Genomic DNA, 23,114 nt, shown 5'->3' with positions numbered 1-23,114 from the left:
GGGGTCAGTCTAAAGCACGGCCCTGCGGCTCATCACGTGCGGCGCGTTCACTCGCCCGCCGGTCCCGGATCCGCCGCAGCCGGCCGAGCAGAACCGGATGGGCGGACATGGCCGCGGGGACGTCGACAAGCAGATTGAGACGCTGATAGTAACGGACCGGGCTCATCCCCAACTCCGCGCGGATCAGCTCCTCCTTCACTCCGGCCGAACGCGGCGCGCGTTCCTCGAAGGCGAGGAGGCGGGCATCGGATTCACTCAGGCCGGACATGCCTAAACTGTAGGCCATGACGATCCGCCCGATTGTGATCCACGGCGACCCCGTGCTGCACACCCCGACCACGCCCGTCGACCCCGCCGACATCGGAGGCGAGGAGATCCAGACCCTCATCGCCGACATGTACGAGACCATGGAGGTCGCCCACGGCGTCGGCCTGGCGGCCAACCAGATCGGCGTCGGCCGGCGCCTGTTCGTCTACGACTGCCCCGACGACGAGGGCGTGCAGCACACCGGCTGCGTGATCAACCCCGTGCTCGAGACCAGCGAGATCCCCGAGACCATGCCCGCCGACGACGGCACCGCGGACGAGGGCTGCCTCTCCGTGCCCGGCGAAACGTGGCCCACCGGCCGCGCGAGCTGGGCGAAGGTCACCGGACTGGACGCCGCGGGCAACGAGATCGAGGTCGAGGGCACCGGCTTCTTCGCACGCTGCCTGCAGCACGAGGTCGGCCACCTCGACGGATTCCTCTACACCGACGTGCTCATCGGCCGCCACAAGCGCCAGGCGAAGAAGACCATCAAGGCGTACGGGTGGACCGAGGCCGGGCACACGTGGATGCCGGGCGAGGACGAGGACCCCTTCGGGCACTAGATGGGTATCTTCCGCTCCGACGACGTGGCGGTGGGCGACCGCGTGGTCGTCCGCCGCCGGCTCCCCGACACGCCGGGGCACCTCTCCGATGTCATCGGCCACGTGGTGAGCGTCTCCCCGCTGGTGGTGCGGCCGCAGTCGGTGGGCGGTTTCGTCTCCGAGGCCGCGCCCCTGGAGATCCCCGAAGAGCTGATCACGGTGGTGAAGAAGCTCTCCCCGCGGCGGATCCGCAACTCCGACATCCGCGCGGTGGAGACCGCCACCGCCCGCGCCTTCCCCGGCATCGAGCACACGTGGACCACGGATGGCCAGTGGCTCATGCGCGCCGGCGACGGCATCACCGAGCGCTCCAACTCCGCGGCCCCGCTGGGACCCTCCGCCGGGTTCGGGGCGGTGCCGATGGAGGAGATCACCGCCTTCTACCGGCGGCACGGACTACCCGTGACCATCCTCATCCCCGAGCGGATCGGCTCCCCGGCGGAGAAACTCGTCGCGGCCGGGGGCTGGGAGCTGGGCCCGGAGATCATCGTCATGGCCCGGTCCCTCACCCCCACGGAGCTGCCCGGCTCCGAGTACACCTTCCGCATCGACGAGCAGCCCGACGCGGACTGGCTCGCCCTCTACCACTTCCGGGGACGCCCCCTGCCGGTGGAGGCGCTGCGCCTCCTGCAGGACCAGATCGACGGCGAAATGGGCTTCGGGCGCCTGCTGGCCCCCTCCGGGGAGACGGTCGCCATCACCCGCGGGACCCTGACCTCCTCCGGGGATGAGCGGCTGTGGCTGGGCTATTCCGCCGTGGAGGTGGCGGCGGAGCACCGGCGCCGCGGCCTGGGCACCCTGCTCGGCGCCGCCATGCTCTCCTGGGGTGCGTCCCGCGGCGCCACCGATGCCTACCTGCAGGTCATCGCCTCCAACGCGGCGGGCCGGGCGCTGTACGCCAAGCTCGGTTTCGTCGAGCACCACCGGCACCGCTACGCGCAGTTGCGCGCTTGAGACGACTGTGGCAGCCCGCGCGGCAGAGGCCGTGCGGGTCTACACTGTGAGGCACACCACTCACCCCCGAGGAGCCCCCCATGGCCATGCAGTTCAGCCCCAACATCTCCTTCCCCGGTAACGCCGCCGCGGCTTTCCGCCACTACCAGCAGATTTTCGGAGGGGAGCTGGAGCTCCTCACCTACGGCGACGTGCCCACCGAGGACTGGCCCTTCCAGCCCGCCCCGGACGCCGTCGCCCACGCCACCCTCAACTCCGGCCCCGTGAGCATCGCCGGCGGTGACGCCATGGAGGAGGACGCCCCCGGCCTCCGCAGCGACGTCTACTCCCTCCTTCTGCAGTTCGATTCCGTCGCGGAGGCGGAGGGCATCATCAACGCCTTCGTCACGGGTGGCGCCGAGGTGGAGATGCCTTTCGAGCAGGCCCCCTGGGGCGACCACTACGGTCAGGTCCGCGACCAGTTCGGGGTGCTGTGGATGTTCAACGCCTCCGCCTGACCTGCCTGTAGTCTGTACGGCATGCGGATCGTCACCTGGAACGTCAATTCCGTGCGCACGCGCGCGGAGCGCGTCATCGCCTTCCTCCAACGCCATGATGTGGACGTCCTGGCGATCCAGGAGACGAAGTGCAGCGACGACAAGTTCCCCTACGCCGTCTTCGAGGCCGCCGGCTACGAGGTGGCGCATGTCGGCACGAGCCAGTGGAACGGGGTGGCCATCGCCTCGCGGGTGGGGCTGACGGATGTCGCTGATCATTTCCCGGGGCAGCCGGGCTTCGACAAGGATCCCGGCGCGGAGCAGATCATCGAGTCCCGCGCCGTCGGAGCCACGTGCGGCGGGGTGCGGGTGTGGAGCCTGTACGTGCCCAACGGGCGCGAGATCGCCGACCCGCACTACGACTACAAGCTCCGCTGGCTCTACGCCCTCGCCGCGCACGTGCGCGCCGACTCCACCGACAAGGCGGTCTACCTGGGCGACTTCAACATCGCCCCGCTCGACGAGGACGTGTGGGACATCGACTTCTTCGCCGGCAAGACCCACGTCACGGAGCCCGAGCGGATCTGCTTCGACGGGCTCGTCGCCGCCGGCCTCACCGAGACCACCCGCCCCTTGAGTGAGCAGCGCTTCACGTACTGGGATTACAAGGGCCTGCGCTTCCAGAAGGGCGAGGGCATGCGCATCGACTTCCAGCTGGCCACCCCGGCCCTGGCGAAGCTCGCCACCGCCGCGTTCGTCGACGTGGAGGAGCGGGCCGGCACGGGCGCCTCCGACCATGCCCCGGTGGTGGTCGACTACGTGGAGAAGGCGACCTTCGACGAGGTCCGCTGAACGCCGTGACTCTCGCCCTCGACCTCAACTCCTGGCAACTCGTCGGCCTCATCGTCGACTACACCATCAAGATCATCGCCATCGGTCTCGTGCCGGAGGGTCGTCGACCCAGTTCCTCCACCGCCTGGCTGCTGGCGATTCTGCTGCTGCCCTTCATCGGGCTCCCCCTCTTCCTCCTCATGGGTTCGCCGTACATCAACCGGCGTCGTCACCGCATCCAGCGCGAAGCAAACGTGATGATCGAGGACGTGCAGTCGCATGTCCCCGACTGGCCGGAGGGGTGTGACCTGCGCCCGGAGACGCAGGCGATCATCAAGCTCAACCGCCGGCTGACCAACCTGCCGGCCGTCGTCGCCCACAACCAGGGCGTGTACGGAGATTATGAGGAGACGATCCGGCGCATGGCCGCGGCTGTCGACGAGGCGGAGGATCACGTCCACGTCGAGATCTACATCACCGCCTGGGATGAGACGACGGACCCCTTCTTCCGCGCCCTGGAACGCGCCGTCGACCGCGGGGTGACGGTGCGCTACCTCTTCGACCAGATCGGCTCGCTCAAGTACCCGGGTTATTTCCGGCTGGGTCGGCGGCTGACGGAGATCGGCGTGCACTGGCACCTCATGCTCCCGCTCAAACCCTGGCGTTTCAAGTTCCGCCGCCCTGACCTGCGCAACCACCGCAAGCTCCTGGTCATCGACGACCGCGTCGGGTTCATGGGTTCCATCAACATGATCGACCGTTCCTACCTGATGAGCGCGAACGTCCGTATGGGCCGCAAGTGGGTGGACACGATGGTGGAGGTGACGGGCCCCGTGGTGGCGTCCATGTCCTTCCTCTTCGCCGTCGACTGGTACGCGGAGACCAATGAGCTGCTCGATGTCGCCCCACCCCCCGAGCACGAGGTCGAGGATCCCGCGTGCCCGGAGCCGGACAACACCTCCAACATCGTCCAGCTCGTGCCCTCCGGCCCCGGTTACACCACCGAGCCGAACCTGCGGATGTTCAACTCCATCGTCCACGCCGCGAAGAACCGGCTGGTCCTGTGTTCGCCCTATTTCATTCCCGACGAGTCCCTGCTGGAGGCCGTGACCTCCGCCTGCTACCGGGGCGTGCAGGTGGATCTGCTGGTCTCGGAGAAGTCCGACCAGTTCATGGTGCACCACGCGCAGTCGTCCTATTATCAGGTCCTGCTGGAGGCCGGGGTGCGCATCCATCTCTTCCCGGCGCCCTACATCCTGCACTCGAAGTTCAACATCGCGGACCCGGGTTCGGAAACCTCCATGGGCACCGTCGGGTCCTCGAACATGGACATGCGCAGCTTCGGCCTCAACTACGAGGCCACGCTCATGATCGCGCGCGGCGATCTGCTCACCGACCTCAACGAACTTGCCGACGCCTACCTCGCCGTCTCCCGCCGCCTCACGTTGGAGGAGTGGAACGACCGGAGTTTCTTCCGTCGTTACGTGGACAACGTCATGAAGCTGACCTCGGCCCTGCAGTGAGGCGGGTGGCGTAGAGCGCCGCGCCGAGCGCCACGAGGAAGCAGGTGACCATGCCGGTGGCCATGGTGACGCCGGCGTCGGAACCCAGCCCCATGAGCGGGCTGACCAGGCCGGCGATGCCGAACTGCGCGAAGCCCATGAGCGCGGAGGCCGAGCCCGCCCGCTCCCGCACCAGGCCGGTGCCCAGGGCGGTGGAGTTGCCCATGACGATCGAAATCTGCGCGACGATGACGAAGAGCAGCACCATGATGAGCCACGCGCGCGGGTGGAAGCGCGTCACCGCCAGCAGCAGGAGCGAGGCGCTGAGCTGCACCGTCAGCGCCCCGAGCAGGAGCCTTTCGGTGGGCACCCGCCCGATGAGGCGGGTGTTGAGCAGGCTGCCGCCAATGATGCCCAGACCGTTGACGGCGAACATCGCGGCGAAGCCCCGCACCGACATCCCCAGCTGCTCCTGCATGAGGAAGGGCGAGGCGGAGATGTAGCAGAACATCGCGGAGAACGCCGCCGCGAAGGTGAGCAGGTAACCGCGGTAGCCCGGGTTCGCCAGCACGTGGGCATAGTTGCCCAGCACCCCGCGCAGGGTGGCGGGACTGCGCCGCTCCGGGGGGAGGGATTCGGGGATGACGGTGAGCACCATGAGTACCTGCAGGCCCGCCAGCCCGGCGAGCACCCAGAACAGGCCGCGCCAGCCGATCGGTTCAGCGAGGAGCCCGCCGATGACCGGGGCCAGCACCGGCGCCACGCCCTGCATGGTCATGAGCAGGGCGAAGGCCCGGGCCGCCGCGTCGCCGGCCGCCAGGTCGGGCACCACGGCGCGGGAGAGCACGATGGCGGCGCCCGCCCCGAGGCCCTGGATGAGGCGGGCGAGAATGAGCCCCTCGATGCCGGGCGCGAGGCCCGCCCCCACCGCCGCCACGAGGGCCACGACGGTGCCGACGAGCATGAGACGGCGGCGGCCGATGGCGTCGGACAGCGGCCCGATGAGCAGCTGCCCGATGGCCAGTCCGGCGAGGAAGGCCGAGAGGGTGAGCTGCACCATGCCGCGCGTGGTGTCCAGGTCACGGACGATATCCGGCAGCGCCGGCAGGTACATGTCGGTGGCGAAGGGGGCGGAGGCGGAGAGCAGGGCCAGCGCCAGGAGCAGCGGGACGGTGAGCTGCCGTGGGGTGTTCATTCAGCAGACCTTAGCCCAATGGTGTCCACCCACCGGGGGTGATAGATTCAGGTGGACATCAGTTGTCTGAAACGTGGCCACGAGATGAAGCGCAGCGAAGGGGGAGGCATGTCCTTCGACAGCACCCTTCCCGGCACGCATCACTTCATCAACCCGAAACAGATCCCGGCGGAGCGCGACTTCGTCGCCCTGTCCACCCTCGGCGCCTTCGTCCGCTGGATGGGGGTGGTCGGCGCGATCCTCATGATGTTCGTCGCGGTCTACCTTCTCCTCGACGGCGCCTACGCGCTCGGCTCCCCCGCCGTCGGCCGTCTCTTCGACTTCGCCACCAATCCGGTGATCGGGCTGCTCATCGGCATCATGGCCACCGCCGCCATCCAGTCCTCGACGGCGGTGACGGCGCTGACGGTCATGGCCGTGGGCACCGGCGGCGTGTCCGTGGCGGTGGCGGTGCCCATCATTCTCGGCGCGAACATCGGCACGACGATCACCCCGATGATCGTCTCGTTCAGCTATCTCGGGCACCGCCGCAGCTTCCGCCGCGCCTTCGCGTCGGCGTCGCTGCACACGTGGTTCAACGCGATCTTCGTCTTCCTCGCGTTCCTCCTGGAGATGCTCTTCCACCCGCTCACGCGCTTCGCCAACCTCGTCTCCGTCTCGGTCGTCGGCGAGGGCGCCTCCGGCACGGGTCGCGAGCTGGCCTCCATCTTCGCCCCGCTTATCGACGCCCTCGGGACCCAGGGTCTCCTCGGCTCCCTGCTCTCCCCGCACGCCGCCGCCGTGGCCTCGATCCTCGTGGGCACGCTGCTGGTGCTGGGGGCCATCCGGGTCCTCAACTCGCAGCTCTCGGTGCTCACCGCCGCCACCACGCGGACCCTGCTGGAGCGTTCCTCCGGCGCCTCGGACGCCCTCGGGGTGCTCTCGGGGGCGATGGTGACCATGGCGGTCAACGCGTCCTCGGTGACCATCTCCTCCCTCCTGCCCTTCGCGGTGACCCGCTCGCTGAAGATGCGCGAGGCCCTGGCGGTCACCCTCGGCGCCAACGTGGGCACCACGCTCATGTCACTGCTCGCCGCCCTGGCCGTGCCGGGCCCCCTGGGCGCCCTGGCGGTGCAGGCCGCCCTCGTGCACGTGTCCTTCAACGTGGTGTCCACGCTGCTGGTCATCGTCCTGCCGCCGCTGCGGAGGTGGATCATCCGCCTGGCGGAATTCTCCGGGCGGGTCGCCGCGCGCGGCTACACGCTGACCGCGGTGATGATGGCGGTGTGGTACTTCGCGGTCCCCGCCTCGATCACGCTGCTGTATGCGCTGCTGAGCTGACTCAGGCGTCGCGACGCTGGAGGACGATAACCCCCGCCACCCAGGCCACGAGGGCCCACACGAGGAAGTAGGCGCCGGAGCCGTAGGTGTTCCACGCGACGCCGTCGAGCTGCGTCTCGTTGACGAAGGCCCCCAGGTTCTCGAAGGGCAGGAAGCGGACGATGTCCGCGCCGATCTTGGGCACCAGGCGGAAGATCTGTTCCAGGCCCATGAACCAGATGAGCATGAGCGCCACCGTGCCGGCCGTCTGCCGCAGGAGCAGCGCCACGCCCTGACTGATCATCACCGTCATCGCCGCCGCCGCGGGGTACACCCACATGATGTGGTGGGCGCCCGGGTCGTCGAGCGGGTGGAAGAGATCGGCCGCCGAGTCGGGGGCCAGGGCCTTCGCCAGGTAGAACCCGGCGATGACCACCAGGAAGGTGAGCACCGCCGCGAAGGCCGCGTAGAGCAGCAGCTTCGCCAGCGCCACCGTCCACCGCCGGGGCGTGGCCAGGTAGGAGGAGGACTGCAGGTGGTAGCGGTATTCCGTGGTGACGAGCATGATCGCCTGGATCATGAGCACCGGGAAGCCGATGATGAACACCGTCGTGGAGATCGTCGCGGCCCACAGGGTGGGGAAGCCGCCGTCCGCCTCCAGGGTGGTCAATCCCGTCATGGCCGCCCAGCCGAGGCCGAGGGCCACGAAGAGCACCGTCGTCCACCAGAACGAGGCCGTCGTGCGGAGCTTGGTGAACTCCGCCGCCAGAGTGTTGAGGAACATTCTTCTCCTAGTCCTTCCGCGCCTGGTACTGCACGGCCTGCCCGGTGGAGTCCATGAAGGCGTCCTCCAGGGAGGCCTGCCGCATGGACAGCTCATGCAACTGGAAACCACCGGTGAAGGCCAGCGCGCCGACCTCCTCGGTGCTGCTGTCCGCCACGTCGAGGCCCTGCCCGTTGGCACTCACGTCCAGCCCGGCCGCGGTGAGGTGGGCGGCGAGCCCCGCCTGATCCTCCGCGCGGACGAGGACCGTCTGCGCGGAGTGCTGGCGGATGAACTCCTCGGTGGTGGTGTCCGCCACCAGCTTCCCCCGCCCGATGACGATGAGCCGGTCGGCCGTCAGCGCCATCTCGGAGAGCAGGTGCGAGGAGATGAGGACGGTGCGCCCCTCGGAGGCGAGCGTCTTGAGCAGCCCGCGGACCCACCGGATGCCCTCCGGGTCGAGTCCGTTGACGGGCTCGTCGAGGACGAGGATGCGCGGGTCACCCAACAGCGCCCCCGCCAGGCCCAGCCGCTGGCCCATGCCGAGTGAGAATCCCCCGGCCTTCTTCCGCGCCACGCCGCTGAGTCCGACGAGGTCGAGGACCTCGTCGACACGCTGGGGCGGCAGTCCGTTGGACTGTGCCAGCCAGCGGAGGTGATTCGCCGCGGAGCGGTTGGGGTGGACTGCTTTGGCGTCGAGAAGCGCCCCCACCTGCGTGAGCGGGCGGGTGAACTCCCGGTAGTGGCGGCCCGCGATGAGGGCGGTGCCGGCGGTCGGGGTGTCGAGGCCGACGATCATGCGCATCGTCGTCGATTTGCCCGCCCCGTTGGGCCCGAGGAACCCGGTGACGATCCCCGGCTGGACCACGAAGGTCAGGTCATCCACCGCCCGGACATCCCCATAGTCCTTGCTCAGGCCTTCAACTTCGATCATGGCCTCCACATTGCCACACGACTCAGAGCGACAAGCTGTCAATCTCCTGAACAAGTCCCGGGAGCGCCTCCGCGAACGCAGGCATGAGTGGGAGCTGAGTCAATTCTGAGAGAGCGACCCACCTCAGCTCCACCGACTCCTCGTTGGGGAAGGTCCCCAGCACCTCGCCCGTGGTGGTCCGCGCGAGCACCGTCGTGTACGTCCACCCGCCCGCCAGCTCGGGCTGCTCCGGGTCCGCCGGATAGGGGCCCGCAGTCACCACCTCCCCCAGCACCTCGATGAGGGAGGGCTCCACCGAGCACTCCTCGACGGCCTCCCGCAGGGCCGCCTCCGCTGTCGATTCATGCGAGTCACGCGCCCCGCCGGGCAGCGCCCACGTCCCGCCGTTATTGGTCCACAGCGCGCGGTGCTGCATGAGCACCTGCGGGTCCTCCCCACCCGCCAGGAGCATGAGCCCCGCCGCCCCGAAACGGCCCCACACCTTCGTGCCGGGGCCGGCGGCCCAACCGTTTCCGTCACCGTCCATATGCTCGAGCGTAGCCGCGGCGCGGGGCATGGCGCAGGACACACTCAGCGGGTTATCATGTGGCAATGACTGGCGCGACGGATCCACCCGAGCGTGCCCCGGGGGGTACTACCCCCGGCCCCACGGGCACGCTCCTGCACTACCGTCGCACCCGCCTGCGCACACCCGGGAACGGCTCGACGCGGGCGTCGGCAGGCACCGTCGACGATGACGGCGCCGACGTCCCCGAGGACACGCGCGACCACTGGCTGGACGACGTCACCTCCGACGAGGAGCACCGGCGCCGCGGCGCGATGGCGCGCATCATGGACACCTTCGCGGTGCCCTACCTGTGGTTCCGGCGCATCTTCTCCTTCCTGGCGACGACCCCCGGCAAGCTCGTCGCCATCTCCGTCATCCTCTCCACCGCCATCCTCGCGGCCGGCTGGTCGATGTCACAGTCCTCCTCGGACCGGCAGCAGGAGCTCGACGTCCTGCTCACCACCACCGAACCGATGAGCTACGCCGCGCACAACCTCTACACCTCCCTGTCGCTGGCCGACACGATCGCCACCACCGGATTCGTGCAGGCCGGCGTCGAATCCGCCGGCACGCGCGCCCGCTACAACGCGGCCATCGACCGGGCCATGATGTCCGCCACCGAATCCGCCGCGGGCATCGCCTTCACCGACCGTGAGACGCTGCAGCTCATCGCCGACATCGAACGCCAGATCCCCATCTACACCGGCCTCGTCGAGACGGCCCGCACGAACAACCGCCTCGGCAACCCCGTCGGCGTCGCCTACATGGCGGAGGCGTCCTCGCTCATGCGCGAACAGATTCTTCCCGACGCCGCCACCCTCTTCTCCACCACCTCCTCCGCCGTCCGCGAACAACAGAACCAGCTCACCCGCCCCCAGTGGGTGCCCCTTTCCGGGCTCTTCGCGGCGGTGCTCTTCCTAGTCGGCGCCCAGTGGCTGCTGTTCCGTATGACCCGCCGCCGCCTCAACCGCGGATTCCTTGCCGCGACGGCGCTGATGACCCTGGCCATCGTGTGGGTCTCGGCCTCCAACTTCAGCACCTGGCAGGCCGGCACCCGCGGCTTCGCCGAGGCCTCCATGCCCTGGGATTCGCTCACCGCCTCCCGTATCCAGGCGCAGCAGGCCCGCACCTCCGAGACCCTGGCGCTCGTCCGCCGCCAGTCCGTCGCGGACACCTCCGAATCCTTCGGCACCACCACCGACGCCATCAACCTCGCCCTCGACGACTTCGAGCAGGCCGAGGGGCACACGCCGCTGGCCTCCGGCGCCAACCGGGCCCAGATCATCGAGGCCCGCACCGCCCTGGCCGACTGGGAGGGCGCGCACGCCCGCTTCGTCGTCGCCATGAACACCGGCAACTACGCCGAGGCCGTGCGCCTGGCCACCACCACCACGCTCGTCCCCGGCTCCCCGCCGACCGCGGCCGCCGCCTACGACCGTCTCGACGGCGCCCTCTCCCGCCTCATCGCCGACGCCCGCTCCTCCATGCGCGCCTTCATCAACGACGGACTCGCCGCCACCCAGCTCGTCTCCACCGCGGTGCTGCTCCTGAGCATCCTCGCCGTCCTCGCCGTGTGGATCGGCGTGCGCCCCCGCCTGCAGGAGTACCTGTGATGCGCCGCCTGCTCCCCCTCCTGCTCGCCTTCTCCCTGGTCGGCTGCTCCCTGCCCACCATCGAGTTCCAGCGCACACCCGAGCACGAACGCCCGACCCCCACCCGGCCCGTCGCCCACGCCTACGGCCCGCCGCTGCCGGCCGGCTCCTCCGTCGAGGAACCCGGCGCGGAGGAACCCCGCGAGATCAACACCTGGGACGTCGAGGGCTCGCTGCGCCCCTACGCCTCTCCCCCCGACCTGCAGCTGACGATCCCGCACATCATGGAACGCGGCCGCCTCATCGTCGGCGTCGACCAGTCGCAGAACCTCCTCTCCTTCCGGGATTCCGTCACCGGCGAGCTCGAGGGCTTCGAGGTCGACCTCGCCCGGGAGATCGCCCGCGACATTTTCGACGACCCGGAGCGCGTCGACTTCCGCTTCGTCGAATCGGCCAACCGGGCCTCCGCGCTGGACAACCACGAGGTGGACCTCATCATCCGCACGATGACGATCACCCGCACCCGCCAGCAGGAGGTCTCCTTCTCCACCCCCTACCTCACCACCGACTCCCGCCTGCTGGTCATGGGCAACTCCGCCATCACCGGTGTCTCCCAGCTGCCCGGCCGCACGGTGTGCGTCACCGACGGATCCACCGCCCTGGAGAAGGCCCGCATCAACGCTCCGCAGTCCCGGATCCTCAAGACCCGCAGCTGGGCGGACTGCCTCGTGGCGCTGCAGCAGAACCAGGCCGACGCGATCCTCTCCGACGACACCATCCTCTCCGGCATCGCCGCCCAGGACCCCTACACGGAGATCGTCGGCGAATCCCTCGCCTCCGAGTCCTACGCCGTCGCCGTCGCGCGTTCCGACGACTACCTCAACACCGACGGCCTCGTCCGCCAGGTCAACGCCACCATCGAAAGGGTGCGTGCCGACGGCACCTGGTGGCGCCTCTACGACCGCTGGTTCGCCATCTACCTGGCCACCTCCGGACCACCCCAGCTGGTCTACCGCCCCGAGGACCCGCCCCTGCCCCCGGAGGAGGAACAGCCGTGACCCACCCCGACCACGAGGACGACCCCGGCACCCAGGCCGTCCACTTCGACCCCTTCGCCGATGAGGACGACGGCCTCGACGCCCTCATCACCGACCTCGGCAACATGCGCGACCAGCACGAGGAGATCCTCACCGTCGGCACCGCGGCGGTGACGGGGCCGGATACGGCGCCGACGGCGGCGTCGTTAAGAGATGACACCTCCGCCCGCGCCCGCGAACTCGCCCTGTCGACCTTCCGCGAGAGGCGCGGCGCCGAACGCGGCGGGCGTTCCGTCGCCGACGGCATGGTCAACCTCCCCTTCATCCTCCCCGCCAACCCCGAGGACGCCCTGCAGGACCCGGCCGAGGCCGAGGCGAAGGGCATCCCCGCCCCGCACCTGCAGCCGGGGGACATGGTCGCCGGGCAGTACGAGATCCTCGGCGTCATCGCCCACGGCGGCATGGGGTGGATCTACCTGGCCAACGACCATTTCGTGTCGGGGCGCCTCGTGGTGCTCAAGGGCATGCAGTCGGAGAAATCCGCCGACGAGATGGGCGCCGCCGTCGCGGAACGGGAGTTCCTGGCGGACATCACGCACCCGGGAATCGTCAAGATCTACAACTTCATCGACGACCCCCGCGTCCCCGGCGGCTTCATCGTCATGGAGTACGTCGGCGGCCCCTCGCTGCGCACCCGCCGCAACACCCACGAGAACCACGTCCTCCCCGTCGACCTCGCCATCGCCTACATCATCGAGGTGCTGCCCGCCCTCGACTACCTGCACTCGCGCGGTGTCGTCTACAACGACCTCAAACCCGACAACATCATCGTCACCGAGGACCAGGTCAAACTCATCGACCTCGGCGCCGTCTCCGGCATCGGCGCCTACGGCTTCATCTACGGCACCAAGGGCTTCCAGGCGCCGGAGGTGGCGAGCCAGGGGCCGAGTGTCGCCAGCGACATCTACACCATCGGCCGCACGCTCGTCGCCCTCACCGTCCCCCTGCCCAAGGACGACACCGGCGCCTACCTCCCCGGCATCCCCTCCCCCTCCACGGAGCCGCTCTTCCGCAAGCACCTCAGCTTCTACCGCCTGCTGCGCCGCGCCACCAACGAGGACCCCACCCAGCGCTTCCGCGACATCGCCGAGATGTCCACGCAGCTCTACGGCGTGCTCCGCGAGGTCATCGCCATCCGCACCGGCGAGCAGTTCCCCGCCCAGCACTCCCTCTTCTCCCCGCAGCGAACCACCTTCGGCACCAAACACCTCGTCTTCCGCACCGACCAACTCATCGACGGCATCGACCGCACCGTCCGCATCACCTCCCCCGAAGTCGTCTCCGCCCTGCCGGCCCCGCTCATCGACCGCAGCGACGTCGGCGCCGGCATGCTCTCCGGCTCCTCCTACACTGAGCCGCAGGAGGCCCTGGAGACCCTCCGCCAGGCGATGAAGACCCCCGAATACGAGCAGTCCGCCGAAATCCCCCTGGGCGTCGTTCGCGCCATGCTCGACCTCGGCTTCACCGGCCAGGCCCGCACCTGGCTCTCCTCCCTCGAGAGCCGCCTCGGCCGCGACTGGCGTTTCCAGTGGTACTCCGGCGTCACCGCCCTGCTTCTCGACGACTACGTCGCCGCCCAGAAACACTTCGCCGAAGTCCTCAACATTCTCCCCGGCGAATCCGCCCCGAAACTGGCCCTGGCCGCCGTCGATGAGCTCATCCTGCAGCAGCTGGGTCACCACCACGCCGCCCTCCTCCCCGAGAAGGTCGCCCGCGCCGCCTCCCTCCTGAGCACCAGCCTCGACGCCGTCGACCCCGAGACCTTCGGCCAGATCCACCCCACCTGGCAACACGTCACCCAGGACCCCGCCCTCCTGCGCTTCAACGCCATGGGCCTCTACGGGCTGGTGTGGGCCACCAACCCCACCACCGTGTCCTCCGCTTTCGGGTTGGCGCGCCAACTCATGGCCGAGGGACAGATCGAGATGGCCGTCGCCGCCCTCGACCGCGTCCCCCAGGCCTCCCGCCACCACCGCATGGCCCAGCTCACCACGATCCTCCAGCTCATCTCCGGCACGCTCACTGAATCCCGCATCAGAAGAGCCGCCCGCCGCCTGGAGGAGATCCCCACCAATGAGCCCCGCTTCCTGCAGATCAAGATCGCCGTCATGTCCGCCGGGCTGAACTTCCTGCGCGACGCCTCCGTGGAATCCGCCGCCTCCCCCAACGACCTCTTCGACTACGCCTTCACCCAGCGGGGTCTGCGCTATGGCCTGGCGTACACCCTGCGGCAACAGGCCCGGCAGGCGCCCTTCGCCCGGCACCGGTACGCGCTGGTGGATTTGGCGAATCAGGTGCGGCCAATGACGTGGTTTTGATGGCCTCTCCCCCTTGCGTTGGCACGTGAACCTGCGCCCATTTCGGCATAACCCCAGGTCGCGTTGTGTGACGGTTGGGGTTGACGTGCCAACCCAAGGTATTACCAAGCCTTCCCTCCCTCGCAGCGCCACAGCGCCGGGTCGAGCGGCACGCCCCGCTCCGCCACCAGGTGGTACACCTCCACGATCCCCGCGACCGCCGACCCGTCCTTCGCGGTAGCGTTGCTCACCCGGAAATTGATCACCCCCAGGTGAGAGATCCGGTGCTGCCGGGTCACGTCCTCCCGGCAGGCCACCTCCACCGGGACTCCGAACTCTCCCGCGAACTTCCCGCCCCCGTCATACTCGGCGCCGAAGCCGATCTCCGGCCAGAAGAAGTCCAGCCGCGCAACGAAGTTGCCCTTCCGGTCGTAGAGTGCCACCTGCTGATGGGGAGCAGGCACCCCCGCCTTCCAGAGCGCGACCTTCATGTCGGATTCCCGGGGGCTCTCCGACCAGGGCGTCGCCAGGGCCGCGGCATCACGCATCGTAGACACCCCGTGCTGGCCTCTCGCCCTTGTCAGTGCCGCCGCGATGTCTTCCTGGGTGCAATCTTCCGCCGCCAAGGCGTGGTCCAGGCCCCGCACGCCGGTGCTGAGATCATGCCACCGCGCCAGGTCCAGCCCGGTGGCCGCGGGTGGGGTGACCTGCACCTTTCCGAAGCGCGTCTCCACCTCCTGCCAGGCCACCGTCTGCCGAAGGGAGATGTGGCGGAACGTGATGCCCGCGCGTTTCGGCTTCGTCGCGCCGTAGATGGCGAACTCCAGCGGATGCTCGGACTCCCACCCCTTGAGAGGCATCCCATGGATGACCGCCGCCGATTTCCCCGCGGCCAGCGAGGCCTCCGCAACCGCCCCCTCCGCCACAATTTTTGCGGTCGCCCGCTCCCGTGACGTGAGACCGTTCCAGTCCGCCACCCTGATGTAGATCCCCTTCGCGAGCTTCCGCCACGCCGGATCCCTGAATACCTTGTTCTGCTCCCAGGACGTCAGTGTGGCGACGTCGATGAGAGGCCCCCCGACCCGTGTCATGGCGTCAGACTAACCGTGCGCACCCCTTCACGCTTGGTATCACCTTGCGTTGGCACGTGAACCACAAGCACCCCACCCCCTGAGCTGGGCTGAGGGAAAGTGGGGCGCTAGTTCACGTGCCAACGCGAGGGGGGAACTACTTACTTGCCAAAGCGGTGGCCTTCTGGGCGATGGCCAGCTCCTCGTTGGTCGGCACGACGAAGACCTTCACGGCGGAGTCGTCGGTGGAGATCTCGCGGGGACCGTCGTTGGGGAGGTCGTTGCGCTCCGGGTCGATCTTGATGCCGTACATCTCCAGGTTCGCCATGGCGTCCTCGCGGACGAACTTGGCGTTCTCACCGACACCGGCGGTGAAGGTGATGGCGTCGACGCGGCCCAGGGCGATCATGTAGGAGCCGATGTAGCGACGCAGCTGGTGGATGTAGATGTTGTAGGCGGACCAGGCGTCAGTGTCGCCGTCCTCGATCATCTGGCGCAGCTCGCGGAAGTCGTTGACGCCGGACATGCCCTTGATGCCGGACTTGCGGTTGAGCAGGGTGTCGATCTCGTCGATGCTCAGGCCGGCGGTGCGGTAGAGGTGGAAGATGATGCCCGGGTCGATGTCGCCGCAGCGGGTGCCCATGACGAGGCCGGCCAGCGGGGTCATGCCCATGGAGGTGTCGATGGCGTGGCCGCCCTGGACAGCGGAGCAGGAGGCGCCGTTGCCCAGGTGCAGGACAATCTGGTTGACGTTCTTCGGGTCCTTGCCCAGCAGCGCGGGGACCTGCTGGGAGATGAACTCGTGGGAGGTGCCGTGGAAGCCGTAGCGGCGGACACCGTTCTCCCCGGCGACCTCGGCGTTGACGGCGTAGAGGGCGGCGGCGGGCGGCATGTCGGCGAAGAAGCCGGTGTCGAAGACGGCGACGTGGGGGACGTCGGGAAGAATCTCGCGGGCGACGACTATGCCGTCGACGTTGGCCGGGTTGTGCAGGGGGGCCAGCGGGATGATGTCGCGGATCATCTCGACGACCTCGTCGGTGATGACCTCCGGCGTGGAGAACACCTTGCCGCCGTGGACGACGCGGTGGCCGACGGCGGAGATGTCGACGTCGTGGGGGCCGACGCCGTGCTCGGTCATGATCTGGAAGGAGCGCTCGAGGCCGACGGCGTGGTCCGGGATGGGCTCCTGGAAGGAGAACTTCTCGCCGCGGATCTTGATGACGATGCTGCCCTGCGGCTCACCGATCTGCTCGACGAGGCCGGAGACCAACGGGTCGTCGTTGGCGTCGGCGGTCGGGTCGAGGACCTGGAACTTGATGGACGAAGAACCGGAGTTCAGGACGAGTGCGTAGGTCATTAGTTTCCTCCGGCCTGGATGGCGGTGATGGCGACGGTGTTGACGATGTCGGGGACGGTGGCGCCCCGGGAGAGGTCGTTGACGGGCTTGTTCAGGCCCTGCAGGATGGGGCCGACGGCGAGGGCGGAGCCGGTGCGCTGTGCGGTCTTGTAGCCGATGTTGCCGGCCTCGAGGTCCGGGAAGACGAAGACGTTGGCCTGGCCGGCGACGTCGGAGTCGGGCATCTTCTTCTTCGCGACGCCCGGGTCGACGGCCGCGTCGAACTGCAGCGGTCCGTCCACCTTGAGCTCCGGGTTGATGCGCTTCGCGCTGTGGAGGGCCTCGATGGCGCGCTCGACGTCGGGGCCGGAACCGGAGGCGCCGGTGGAGTAGGACAGCATGGCCACGCGGGGCTCGATACCGAACTGGGAGGCGGTCTTCGCGGAGACGACGGCGATCTCACCGAGCTGCTCGGCGGTGGGGTTGGGGTTGACGGCACAGTCGCCGAAGGCCCACAGGCGGCCGCGCATGACCATGAGGAAGATCGAGGAGACCACGGAGGCGTCCGGGGTGGTCTTGATGATCTGGAAGGAGGGCTTGATGGTGTGGGCGGTGGTGTTCGCGGCGCCGGAGACCATACCGTCGGCGATGCCCTTGTGCACCATCATGGTGCCGAAGTAGGAGATGTCCTTCATCGTCTCGCGGGCTTCCTCGAGGGTGACGCCCTTGGACTTGCGGAGCTCGGCGAACTCGGCGGCGAACTCGTCGAGAAGCGGGGAGGTGAGGTGGTCGACGATGTGGGCCTTGCCCAGGTCGACGCCGAGCTCACCGGCGCGGTTCTTGATCTCCGCGGGCTTGCCCAGGATGGTGAGTTCGACGATGTCGCGGTCGAGCAGCTGGCCGGCGGCGAGGAGGATGCGGTCGTCCTCACCCTCGGGGAGCACGATGTGGGCCTTGGCGTCCTTGGCGCGCTGCAGCAGCCAGGACTCGAAGACCGGCGGGGACATGACCGGGGAGACGGTGACCTTGAGGGCCTCCTTCAGCTTCCCGACGTCGCGCAGCCCGTCCTCGGTGACGGCGGCGGCGATGACGGCGTCGAGGGTCTTCGCCTGGCGCTCGGCGAGCTGGACGTGGGAGCCTGCGGCATCGGTCAGCAGGATGATCGGCAGGCCGAGGGCCGCGGCGATCTCCGCGTCGAAGTGCAGGTTGCCGGTGCCGACCACGAGGGCCGGGCCGTCGTCGAGAAGTCCTGCGGTGACGATGGAGCCGACCTTGGCCTCGTGGTCGTCGAGTCGACGGACGCCGAGGCCGAGGGAAGCGGCGAGGCCGTCAATGTCGACACCCGCAAAATTGCGGTTGATGACACTGAGCAGTGCTGAACGAGGGTCAGACATGCGTAACCTTTCTGTCGCAGAGCGGAGCGTCCGGGCAACACAGGATCGCCGCTCGTGTGGGATCGGTCGCCATTCTATAACGAATGTCGCCTCCGCCACACTGGTACCAGCGGGAATTTTCAGACTTAACACGACATAGCCGGACATTCCACAATGTGACACCCCGCACAGGACGGGGACGGGGGCGGGGGCGGGGCGTCGATAAGCGGGAGATCTACCAGGTCAGAGCCGCAATCAACGGGCGAGCGGGCCCGGTGCGACGAGGTGTGGGAATCGTGTCCGATCCTGCGGGAAGGCGTCCCAGATCACCCCGTTGACGCCCGTGACACACCTGCGAATTTCCGCGAACCACCCCGCCGGAGGCCGGGAAGGCCACACCCCATCGGCACCCCCGCCCGGAATAGTTCGCGCGCGGGAGAGGTCAGTACTATGGAACGAAACTGTCCCCGGCTCGAAGGATGTCCATCCACCATGTCCCGTCCCCTGCGTGTCGCCGTTGTCGGTGCCGGTCCCGCCGGTATCTACGCCTCGGATCTGCTCGTGAAGTCGGGGGAGAACGTGAGCGTCGACCTCTTCGAGCGCATGCCCGCCCCCTTCGGCCTCATCCGCTACGGGGTGGCGCCGGATCACCCGCGGATCAAGGGCATCATCAAGTCGCTGCACGCGGTGCTGGACAAGCCGGAGATCCGCCTGTTGGGCAACATCGAGATCGGCCGGGACATCACCGTCGACGAGATGCGTGACTACTACGACGCCATCGTGTTCTCCACCGGCGCCACCGGCGACCGCGAGCTGCGCATCCCGGGTTCCGATCTCGACGGCTCCTTCGGCGCCGGCGAGTTCGTCGGGTTCTACGACGGCAACCCGGACTTCGCCCGCGACTGGGATCTCTCCGCCGAGCAGGTCGGCGTCATCGGCGTGGGCAACGTGGCGCTCGACGTCGCGCGCATCCTGGCCAAGACGGCCGATGAGCTCAAGGTCACCGAGATCCCGGACAACGTCTACGAGAACCTGGCGCGCTCGGCCGTCAAGGAGGTCCACGTGTTCGGGCGCCGCGGCCCGGCGCAGGCCAAGTTCACCCCGCTGGAGCTCAAGGAGCTCGACCATTCGGAGAACGTCGAGGTCATCGTCGACCCGGAGGACATCGACTACGACGCCGCCTCGGAGGCCGCCCGCCGCGAATCCAAGTCCGTAGACCTCGTGTGCCAGACGCTCGAGGGCTACGCCATCCGCGAGCCGAAGGGCGCGAAGAACAAGCTCTACCTGCACTTCTTCGAGTCCCCGGTGGAGATCCTCGGGGAGGACGGGCGCGTCGTCGGCCTGAAGACCGAGCGCACCGAGCTCGACGGCACCGGCAACGTCCGCGGCACCGGGCGTTTCACCACGTGGGATCTGCAGTCGGTCTACCGGGCTGTCGGCTACCGTTCCGAGGCCGTCGAGGGCGTGCCCTTCGACGTCGAGTCCGCCGTCATCCCCAACGACGGCGGCCGTGTCCTCGACCCCGCCACGGAGGCCCCGGTCAAGGGCCTCTACGCCACGGGGTGGATCAAGCGCGGGCCCGTCGGGCTCATCGGCAACACCAAGTCGGATGCCAAGGACACCACCGGCATGCTGCTCGAGGATTTCGCCGCCGGCCTGCTCGACGCCCCCGCGCACCCCGCGCCCGAGGCGATCCTCGAGCTGCTCCGGGAGCGCGACATTCCCGTCACCACCTGGGACGGCTGGCACAACCTCGACGCCGCCGAGCGCGCCCTGGGCGAGGCCGAGGGCCGCGAGCGCAAGAAGATCGTCGAGTGGGATCAGATGCTCACCTCCTCGCACCCCGAGTACGAGATCTGACATGCGGCTCACCGCCGGGCCGCTCGCCGAGCTCAGCCCGTTGCAGGTGCACCAGCTGTACAAGCTGCGCGTCGACGTCTTCGTCCACGAGCAGCAGTGCACCTACGCGGAGATCGATGACACCGACGCGCTCGACACCACGGTGCACATCTGCGCCTGGTCCGGCGACGAACTCCTCGGCACCGCCCGCCTCTTCCCCGTGGCGGAGGGCCTGCAGTTCGGCCGTTTCTGCCTCGCTCCGCAGGCCCGCGGCACGGGCCTCGCGCGGCAGATCATGAGCCAGGCTCTCGAGTTCGGCGCCGGGCGGGACATGCTTCTCGACGCCCAGGCCCCCCTCGTCCCCTACTACGAGGCCTACGGTTTCTCCCCCTCCGGGGAGCTTTTCGACGACGCCGGAGTCCCGCATCAGCCGATGCGACGCGCTACGGTGAGGGCGTGACCACACTTTTCATCACGTCCCGCTTCTTCGACCTCTCCGCCGCCGAGATACACGCCCTGCTCAAACTCCGCTCCGACGTCTTCGTCACCGAGCAGGGCTGGGCCCACACCGACATCGAGGACATCGATATCGACGGCTCCTCCCGCCACCTCCTCGCCTACGACCTCTCCGAGCGCCCCATGCCCTTCCTGGGCGCGGCGCGGGTGATCGACGAGGACGGGAAGGCCAAGCTGGGCCGCATCTGCCTCTCCCCCGCCGGTCGCGGCACCGGCGTGTCCACCGAGCTTATCGACGCCGCGATCGCCATGGCCCGCGAGACCTTCCCGGACCGCGACATCGTCCTCGACGCGCAGGTCCCGCTCATCGACTTCTACTCCCGGCACGGTTTCGAGCCTTACGGGGATCCCTTCGAGCAGGGCGGGATCGAGCGTCAGCCGATGGTGCTGGCCGCCACCTGAGCGGCGTTCTCCCGGGCCTGCTCGACCGTCTCCGCGGTGACGAGGGCGACGGAGGGGAAGTTCTCGTAGTGGCGGACATCGGACTCCGGCACGGCCAGGGCCCGCGCCAGGTCCAGCGGCTCGCGGACGATGGCGCACGCCCCGGGGGAGATGAGTGTGGTGTCGATCGGCAGGCCCAGGATGGCGCGGGCATGCAGGTCCCACTGTGAGAAGCGCTGGGAACACATGGTCACCGCGCCCGAATCGTGCGGGCGCGGGGTGACGGCCGAGAAATAGACGTCCTCCCCGGCGACGAACATCTCCACGGCGAACAGGCCGCGCCCGCCGAGGGAGTTGATGATGCGCGCCGTCATGGAGCGGGCGTTCTCCAGCGCCGAGACGTTGACGTCCATCGGCTGCCAGGCCTCCGCCAGCTTCCCGTCGCGGTGGGCGTGGCCGACGGGCTCGCAGAACCACGTGGCCAGCCGGCCGGTGGCCGGGTCCACGGAGCGCACGGCCAACATGGTGAGTTCGTGGTCGAAGTCGACGAAACGCTCGACCATGACGCGGCGGTCCTGCCAGGCCAACTCCACGTCATCGCCCGCCCGCAGGACCCGGTGGCCCTTCTCCGCGGAGAAGCGCGCCGGCTTGACGATGCACGGCAACCCCAGCTCCTCCACCGCCGCGCGGAACTCCTCCCGGGTGTCCGCGAAGCGGTACGCAGTGGTGGGCAGGCCGAGCTCATCGTGGGCGACGGTGCGCAGGGTGTCGCGCTCAACGGTGAGGCGGCAGCCCTTCGCGGAGGGCACAATGTCCACCCCGGACGCCTCCAGGGACTCCAACCCGGCGATGTCCACGTCCTCCACGAGCGGCACCACATGATCGACGCCGTGACGCTCGACCAGCGCGCGGAGTTCCGCGCCCACCGGCGCCACCCCGGCGGGGGCGGTGTGGACGGTGACCCCGAGACGTCGAAAAGCGGCGGTGAGCTCCTCCGACTCCCCGATGAGGAGGACGGCGGGACGTGCGGAATTCGGCATGGGATGATTTTAGCCCGCCATCCTTCCGCACACAGCAGGACGCCCGGTTCCCTGCTGGGGGAACCGGGCGTCCTGTGCGCGTGAGGACTACTCGTCCGTCACTGCCGAACCGTCATCCGTGCTGCTCAGCGAGCTCAGCGAGCTCAGCGCGCTGGAGCCACCGGCACCCGGGGCACACGCATCGATGAGAAGCTTGCTGGCCAGGAGGCCGAGGAGGACCAGGCCCGCGCCGCGGACGAACTCGTTGCGACCGAGGGCGCCCAGCTCGTTGTTGATCTGGTTGACCAGCTGAGCCTGCGGACCGTTGTAGATACCGATGTTCTGCTGCAGCTGGCTGTTCGTCGCCTGCAGGGAACGCTGGATCTCAGCGAGCATCGGGTTCATGCCCGGGATGTTCAGCTGATCCGCCAGCCCCATGGGGATGAGGAACAGCAGCGGAACACCCACCGCCATGCCGGTCATGATGCAGCGGTCGCTGCTGGAACCACCGGGCACCACACCGTCCTCGTCGGACACCGTGACCACCGGGTTAGCGGTGTCGATCGAGCCGTCGGGGTAGGTGATGGTGAGCGGCAGGGTCACCGACTCGCCCGGGAGCGCATTGCCCGGAACGGTCACCGTGAGGGTGCCGTCAGGCGAGACAGTCACCGACCAGCCCGCAGGAAGGGCGGACTCGTCAACCGTGACCGTGGTGCCGGCCGGCAGGGCATCACCGATGTTCGGGATGACCACCGTGGTGCCCGGCTTCGCATCGCCACCGATGTACACCGGGGTGGTGTTGTCGGCGGTGGTGCCCGTCGGGGTGTCGTTGGTGACATTCGCGTCGATCGGAGCACCGACCGGGTTGCCCTCAGCATCCGTGATCTGGATGGTGACCGGGCCAGCCGGGGTGTCGGCCGGGACCGTCACCGTGATGGCACCCGTGACCGGATCGACCGTGACGGTCCCCGGGATCGGCGTGCCGTTCTGGTCGGTGATCGTGCCACCCATGTTGTCGGTCGGGTTCTCAACCTTGTCATCGAGATCGGTCGGGGTACCCGCCGGGATCTCATCGACCACTGTGCCCGGGTTGATGCTCGGAGCATCCGGCGCCGGAGTCGTATCCACAATCTCCACCGGGATCTCACCAACAGTGACACCACCATCAGTAATCACCACCACCGC

22 protein-coding genes are annotated in these 23,114 nt (G+C 68.6%); 12 read left to right on the top strand and 10 right to left on the bottom strand.

The annotated features are described in order from the left end of the window. Positions 1–4: 4 nt before the first annotated feature. Positions 5–286: a DUF3263 domain-containing protein gene (locus tag ACFPUZ_RS08530; RefSeq protein ID WP_377001501.1), complete on the bottom strand. Its 282-nt coding sequence runs from the start codon at positions 284–286 to the stop codon at positions 5–7. Between ACFPUZ_RS08530 and ACFPUZ_RS08525 the strand changes: the two genes are divergently transcribed. The 5 genes from ACFPUZ_RS08525 to cls all read left to right on the top strand — a co-directional run bounded on the left by ACFPUZ_RS08525 (position 285) and on the right by cls (position 4,692). Further along, positions 285–869: a peptide deformylase gene (locus ACFPUZ_RS08525; RefSeq protein ID WP_377001500.1), complete on the top strand. Its 585-nt coding sequence runs from the start codon at positions 285–287 to the stop codon at positions 867–869. The genes ACFPUZ_RS08530 and ACFPUZ_RS08525 overlap by 2 nt on opposite strands. Further along, complete coding sequence (locus ACFPUZ_RS08520; RefSeq protein ID WP_377001499.1) at positions 870–1,862, top strand: N-acetylglutamate synthase, CG3035 family; 993 nt, start codon at positions 870–872, stop codon at positions 1,860–1,862. A gap of 80 nt (positions 1,863–1,942) precedes the next feature. Beyond that, complete coding sequence (locus tag ACFPUZ_RS08515; protein ID WP_377001498.1) at positions 1,943–2,359, top strand: VOC family protein; 417 nt, start codon at positions 1,943–1,945, stop codon at positions 2,357–2,359. Between the two features lie 21 nt (positions 2,360–2,380). Continuing rightward, entirely contained in the window at positions 2,381–3,190 is an 810-nt protein-coding gene (locus ACFPUZ_RS08510) for an exodeoxyribonuclease III (RefSeq protein WP_377001497.1), read from the top strand. A gap of 5 nt (positions 3,191–3,195) precedes the next feature. After that, positions 3,196–4,692: a cardiolipin synthase gene (cls, locus tag ACFPUZ_RS08505; RefSeq protein ID WP_377001496.1), complete on the top strand. Its 1,497-nt coding sequence runs from the start codon at positions 3,196–3,198 to the stop codon at positions 4,690–4,692. Here the strand turns inward: cls and ACFPUZ_RS08500 are convergent. After that, on the bottom strand, positions 4,664–5,866 hold the full coding sequence (locus ACFPUZ_RS08500) for a multidrug effflux MFS transporter (RefSeq protein WP_377001495.1): 1,203 nt from the start codon (positions 5,864–5,866) through the stop codon (positions 4,664–4,666). The two genes, cls and ACFPUZ_RS08500, sit on opposite strands and share 29 nt — an antisense overlap. 108 nt (positions 5,867–5,974) lie before the next feature. On the opposite strand from ACFPUZ_RS08500, the gene ACFPUZ_RS08495 reads away from it, so the two are divergent. Further along, positions 5,975–7,186, top strand: a complete 1,212-nt coding sequence (locus tag ACFPUZ_RS08495; RefSeq protein ID WP_377001494.1) for a Na/Pi symporter — start codon at positions 5,975–5,977, stop codon at positions 7,184–7,186. A 1-nt stretch (position 7,187) separates the two neighbouring features. Here ACFPUZ_RS08495 and ACFPUZ_RS08490 read toward each other — a convergent pair whose 3' ends face one another. The 3 genes from ACFPUZ_RS08490 to ACFPUZ_RS08480 are packed head-to-tail and all read right to left on the bottom strand — an operon-like array spanning position 7,188 to position 9,388. After that, positions 7,188–7,949, bottom strand: a complete 762-nt coding sequence (locus tag ACFPUZ_RS08490; protein ID WP_377001493.1) for a multidrug ABC transporter permease — start codon at positions 7,947–7,949, stop codon at positions 7,188–7,190. A 7-nt stretch (positions 7,950–7,956) separates the two neighbouring features. Continuing rightward, the gene (locus ACFPUZ_RS08485) at positions 7,957–8,862 is read right to left on the bottom strand and encodes an ABC transporter ATP-binding protein (RefSeq protein WP_377001492.1); all 906 of its coding nucleotides are present in this window, start codon (positions 8,860–8,862) and stop codon (positions 7,957–7,959) included. Between the two features lie 22 nt (positions 8,863–8,884). Continuing rightward, positions 8,885–9,388 carry an NUDIX domain-containing protein gene (locus ACFPUZ_RS08480; RefSeq protein WP_377001491.1) on the bottom strand — a complete coding sequence of 168 codons (504 nt, stop codon included), beginning with the start codon at positions 9,386–9,388 and terminating at the stop codon, positions 8,885–8,887. Positions 9,389–9,453: 65 nt separating this feature from the next. On the opposite strand from ACFPUZ_RS08480, the gene ACFPUZ_RS08475 reads away from it, so the two are divergent. Genes ACFPUZ_RS08475 through ACFPUZ_RS08465 form a run of 3 tightly spaced genes read left to right on the top strand, consistent with a single transcriptional unit; the run spans position 9,454 to position 14,416 of the window. After that, complete coding sequence (locus ACFPUZ_RS08475; RefSeq protein WP_377001490.1) at positions 9,454–11,022, top strand: hypothetical protein; 1,569 nt, start codon at positions 9,454–9,456, stop codon at positions 11,020–11,022. Next, positions 11,022–12,059, top strand: coding sequence for a glutamate ABC transporter substrate-binding protein (locus tag ACFPUZ_RS08470; RefSeq protein ID WP_377001489.1), 1,038 nt, complete (start codon positions 11,022–11,024; stop codon positions 12,057–12,059). The genes ACFPUZ_RS08475 and ACFPUZ_RS08470 overlap by 1 nt, the downstream gene beginning before the upstream one ends. Continuing rightward, positions 12,056–14,416: a serine/threonine protein kinase gene (locus tag ACFPUZ_RS08465; protein WP_377001488.1), complete on the top strand. Its 2,361-nt coding sequence runs from the start codon at positions 12,056–12,058 to the stop codon at positions 14,414–14,416. The genes ACFPUZ_RS08470 and ACFPUZ_RS08465 overlap by 4 nt, the downstream gene beginning before the upstream one ends. Before the next feature lie 101 nt (positions 14,417–14,517). On the opposite strand, the gene ACFPUZ_RS08460 is transcribed toward ACFPUZ_RS08465, so the two are convergent. From ACFPUZ_RS08460 to pta, 3 genes are all read right to left on the bottom strand, one after another. Next, positions 14,518–15,486: a hypothetical protein gene (locus ACFPUZ_RS08460; protein ID WP_377001487.1), complete on the bottom strand. Its 969-nt coding sequence runs from the start codon at positions 15,484–15,486 to the stop codon at positions 14,518–14,520. 136 nt (positions 15,487–15,622) lie between these two features. Beyond that, positions 15,623–16,822 (bottom strand): acetate kinase, encoded by a 1,200-nt coding sequence (locus ACFPUZ_RS08455; protein ID WP_377001486.1) that lies wholly within the window; start codon positions 16,820–16,822, stop codon positions 15,623–15,625. Then, positions 16,822–18,195 (bottom strand): phosphate acetyltransferase, encoded by a 1,374-nt coding sequence (pta, locus tag ACFPUZ_RS08450; RefSeq protein WP_377001485.1) that lies wholly within the window; start codon positions 18,193–18,195, stop codon positions 16,822–16,824. The genes ACFPUZ_RS08455 and pta overlap by 1 nt, the downstream gene beginning before the upstream one ends. Positions 18,196–18,666: 471 nt before the next feature. On the opposite strand from pta, the gene ACFPUZ_RS08445 reads away from it, so the two are divergent. Genes ACFPUZ_RS08445 through ACFPUZ_RS08435 form a run of 3 tightly spaced genes read left to right on the top strand, consistent with a single transcriptional unit; the run spans position 18,667 to position 20,931 of the window. Next, entirely contained in the window at positions 18,667–20,034 is a 1,368-nt protein-coding gene (locus ACFPUZ_RS08445; protein WP_377001484.1) for an FAD-dependent oxidoreductase, read from the top strand. A 1-nt stretch (position 20,035) separates the two neighbouring features. Then, positions 20,036–20,473: a GNAT family N-acetyltransferase gene (locus ACFPUZ_RS08440; protein WP_377001483.1), complete on the top strand. Its 438-nt coding sequence runs from the start codon at positions 20,036–20,038 to the stop codon at positions 20,471–20,473. After that, positions 20,470–20,931 (top strand): GNAT family N-acetyltransferase, encoded by a 462-nt coding sequence (locus tag ACFPUZ_RS08435; protein WP_377001482.1) that lies wholly within the window; start codon positions 20,470–20,472, stop codon positions 20,929–20,931. Before ACFPUZ_RS08440 ends, ACFPUZ_RS08435 begins: the two co-directional genes overlap by 4 nt. Here ACFPUZ_RS08435 and ACFPUZ_RS08430 read toward each other — a convergent pair. Both ACFPUZ_RS08430 and ACFPUZ_RS08425 read right to left on the bottom strand, forming a co-directional pair. Then, positions 20,904–21,950 (bottom strand): ATP-grasp domain-containing protein, encoded by a 1,047-nt coding sequence (locus ACFPUZ_RS08430; protein WP_377001481.1) that lies wholly within the window; start codon positions 21,948–21,950, stop codon positions 20,904–20,906. The genes ACFPUZ_RS08435 and ACFPUZ_RS08430 overlap by 28 nt on opposite strands. Before the next feature lie 87 nt (positions 21,951–22,037). After that, positions 22,038–23,114, bottom strand: a 1,077-nt coding sequence (locus ACFPUZ_RS08425; RefSeq protein ID WP_377001480.1) for a YPDG domain-containing protein, incomplete at its 5' end; no start/stop codon positions are given.

Source organism: Corynebacterium nasicanis (genome assembly GCF_042658165.1).
Taxonomy (GTDB): domain Bacteria; phylum Actinomycetota; class Actinomycetes; order Mycobacteriales; family Mycobacteriaceae; genus Corynebacterium; species Corynebacterium nasicanis.
Note: the sequence above shows the minus strand (reverse complement) of the source record. Positions and strands in the feature narration are given on the sequence as shown.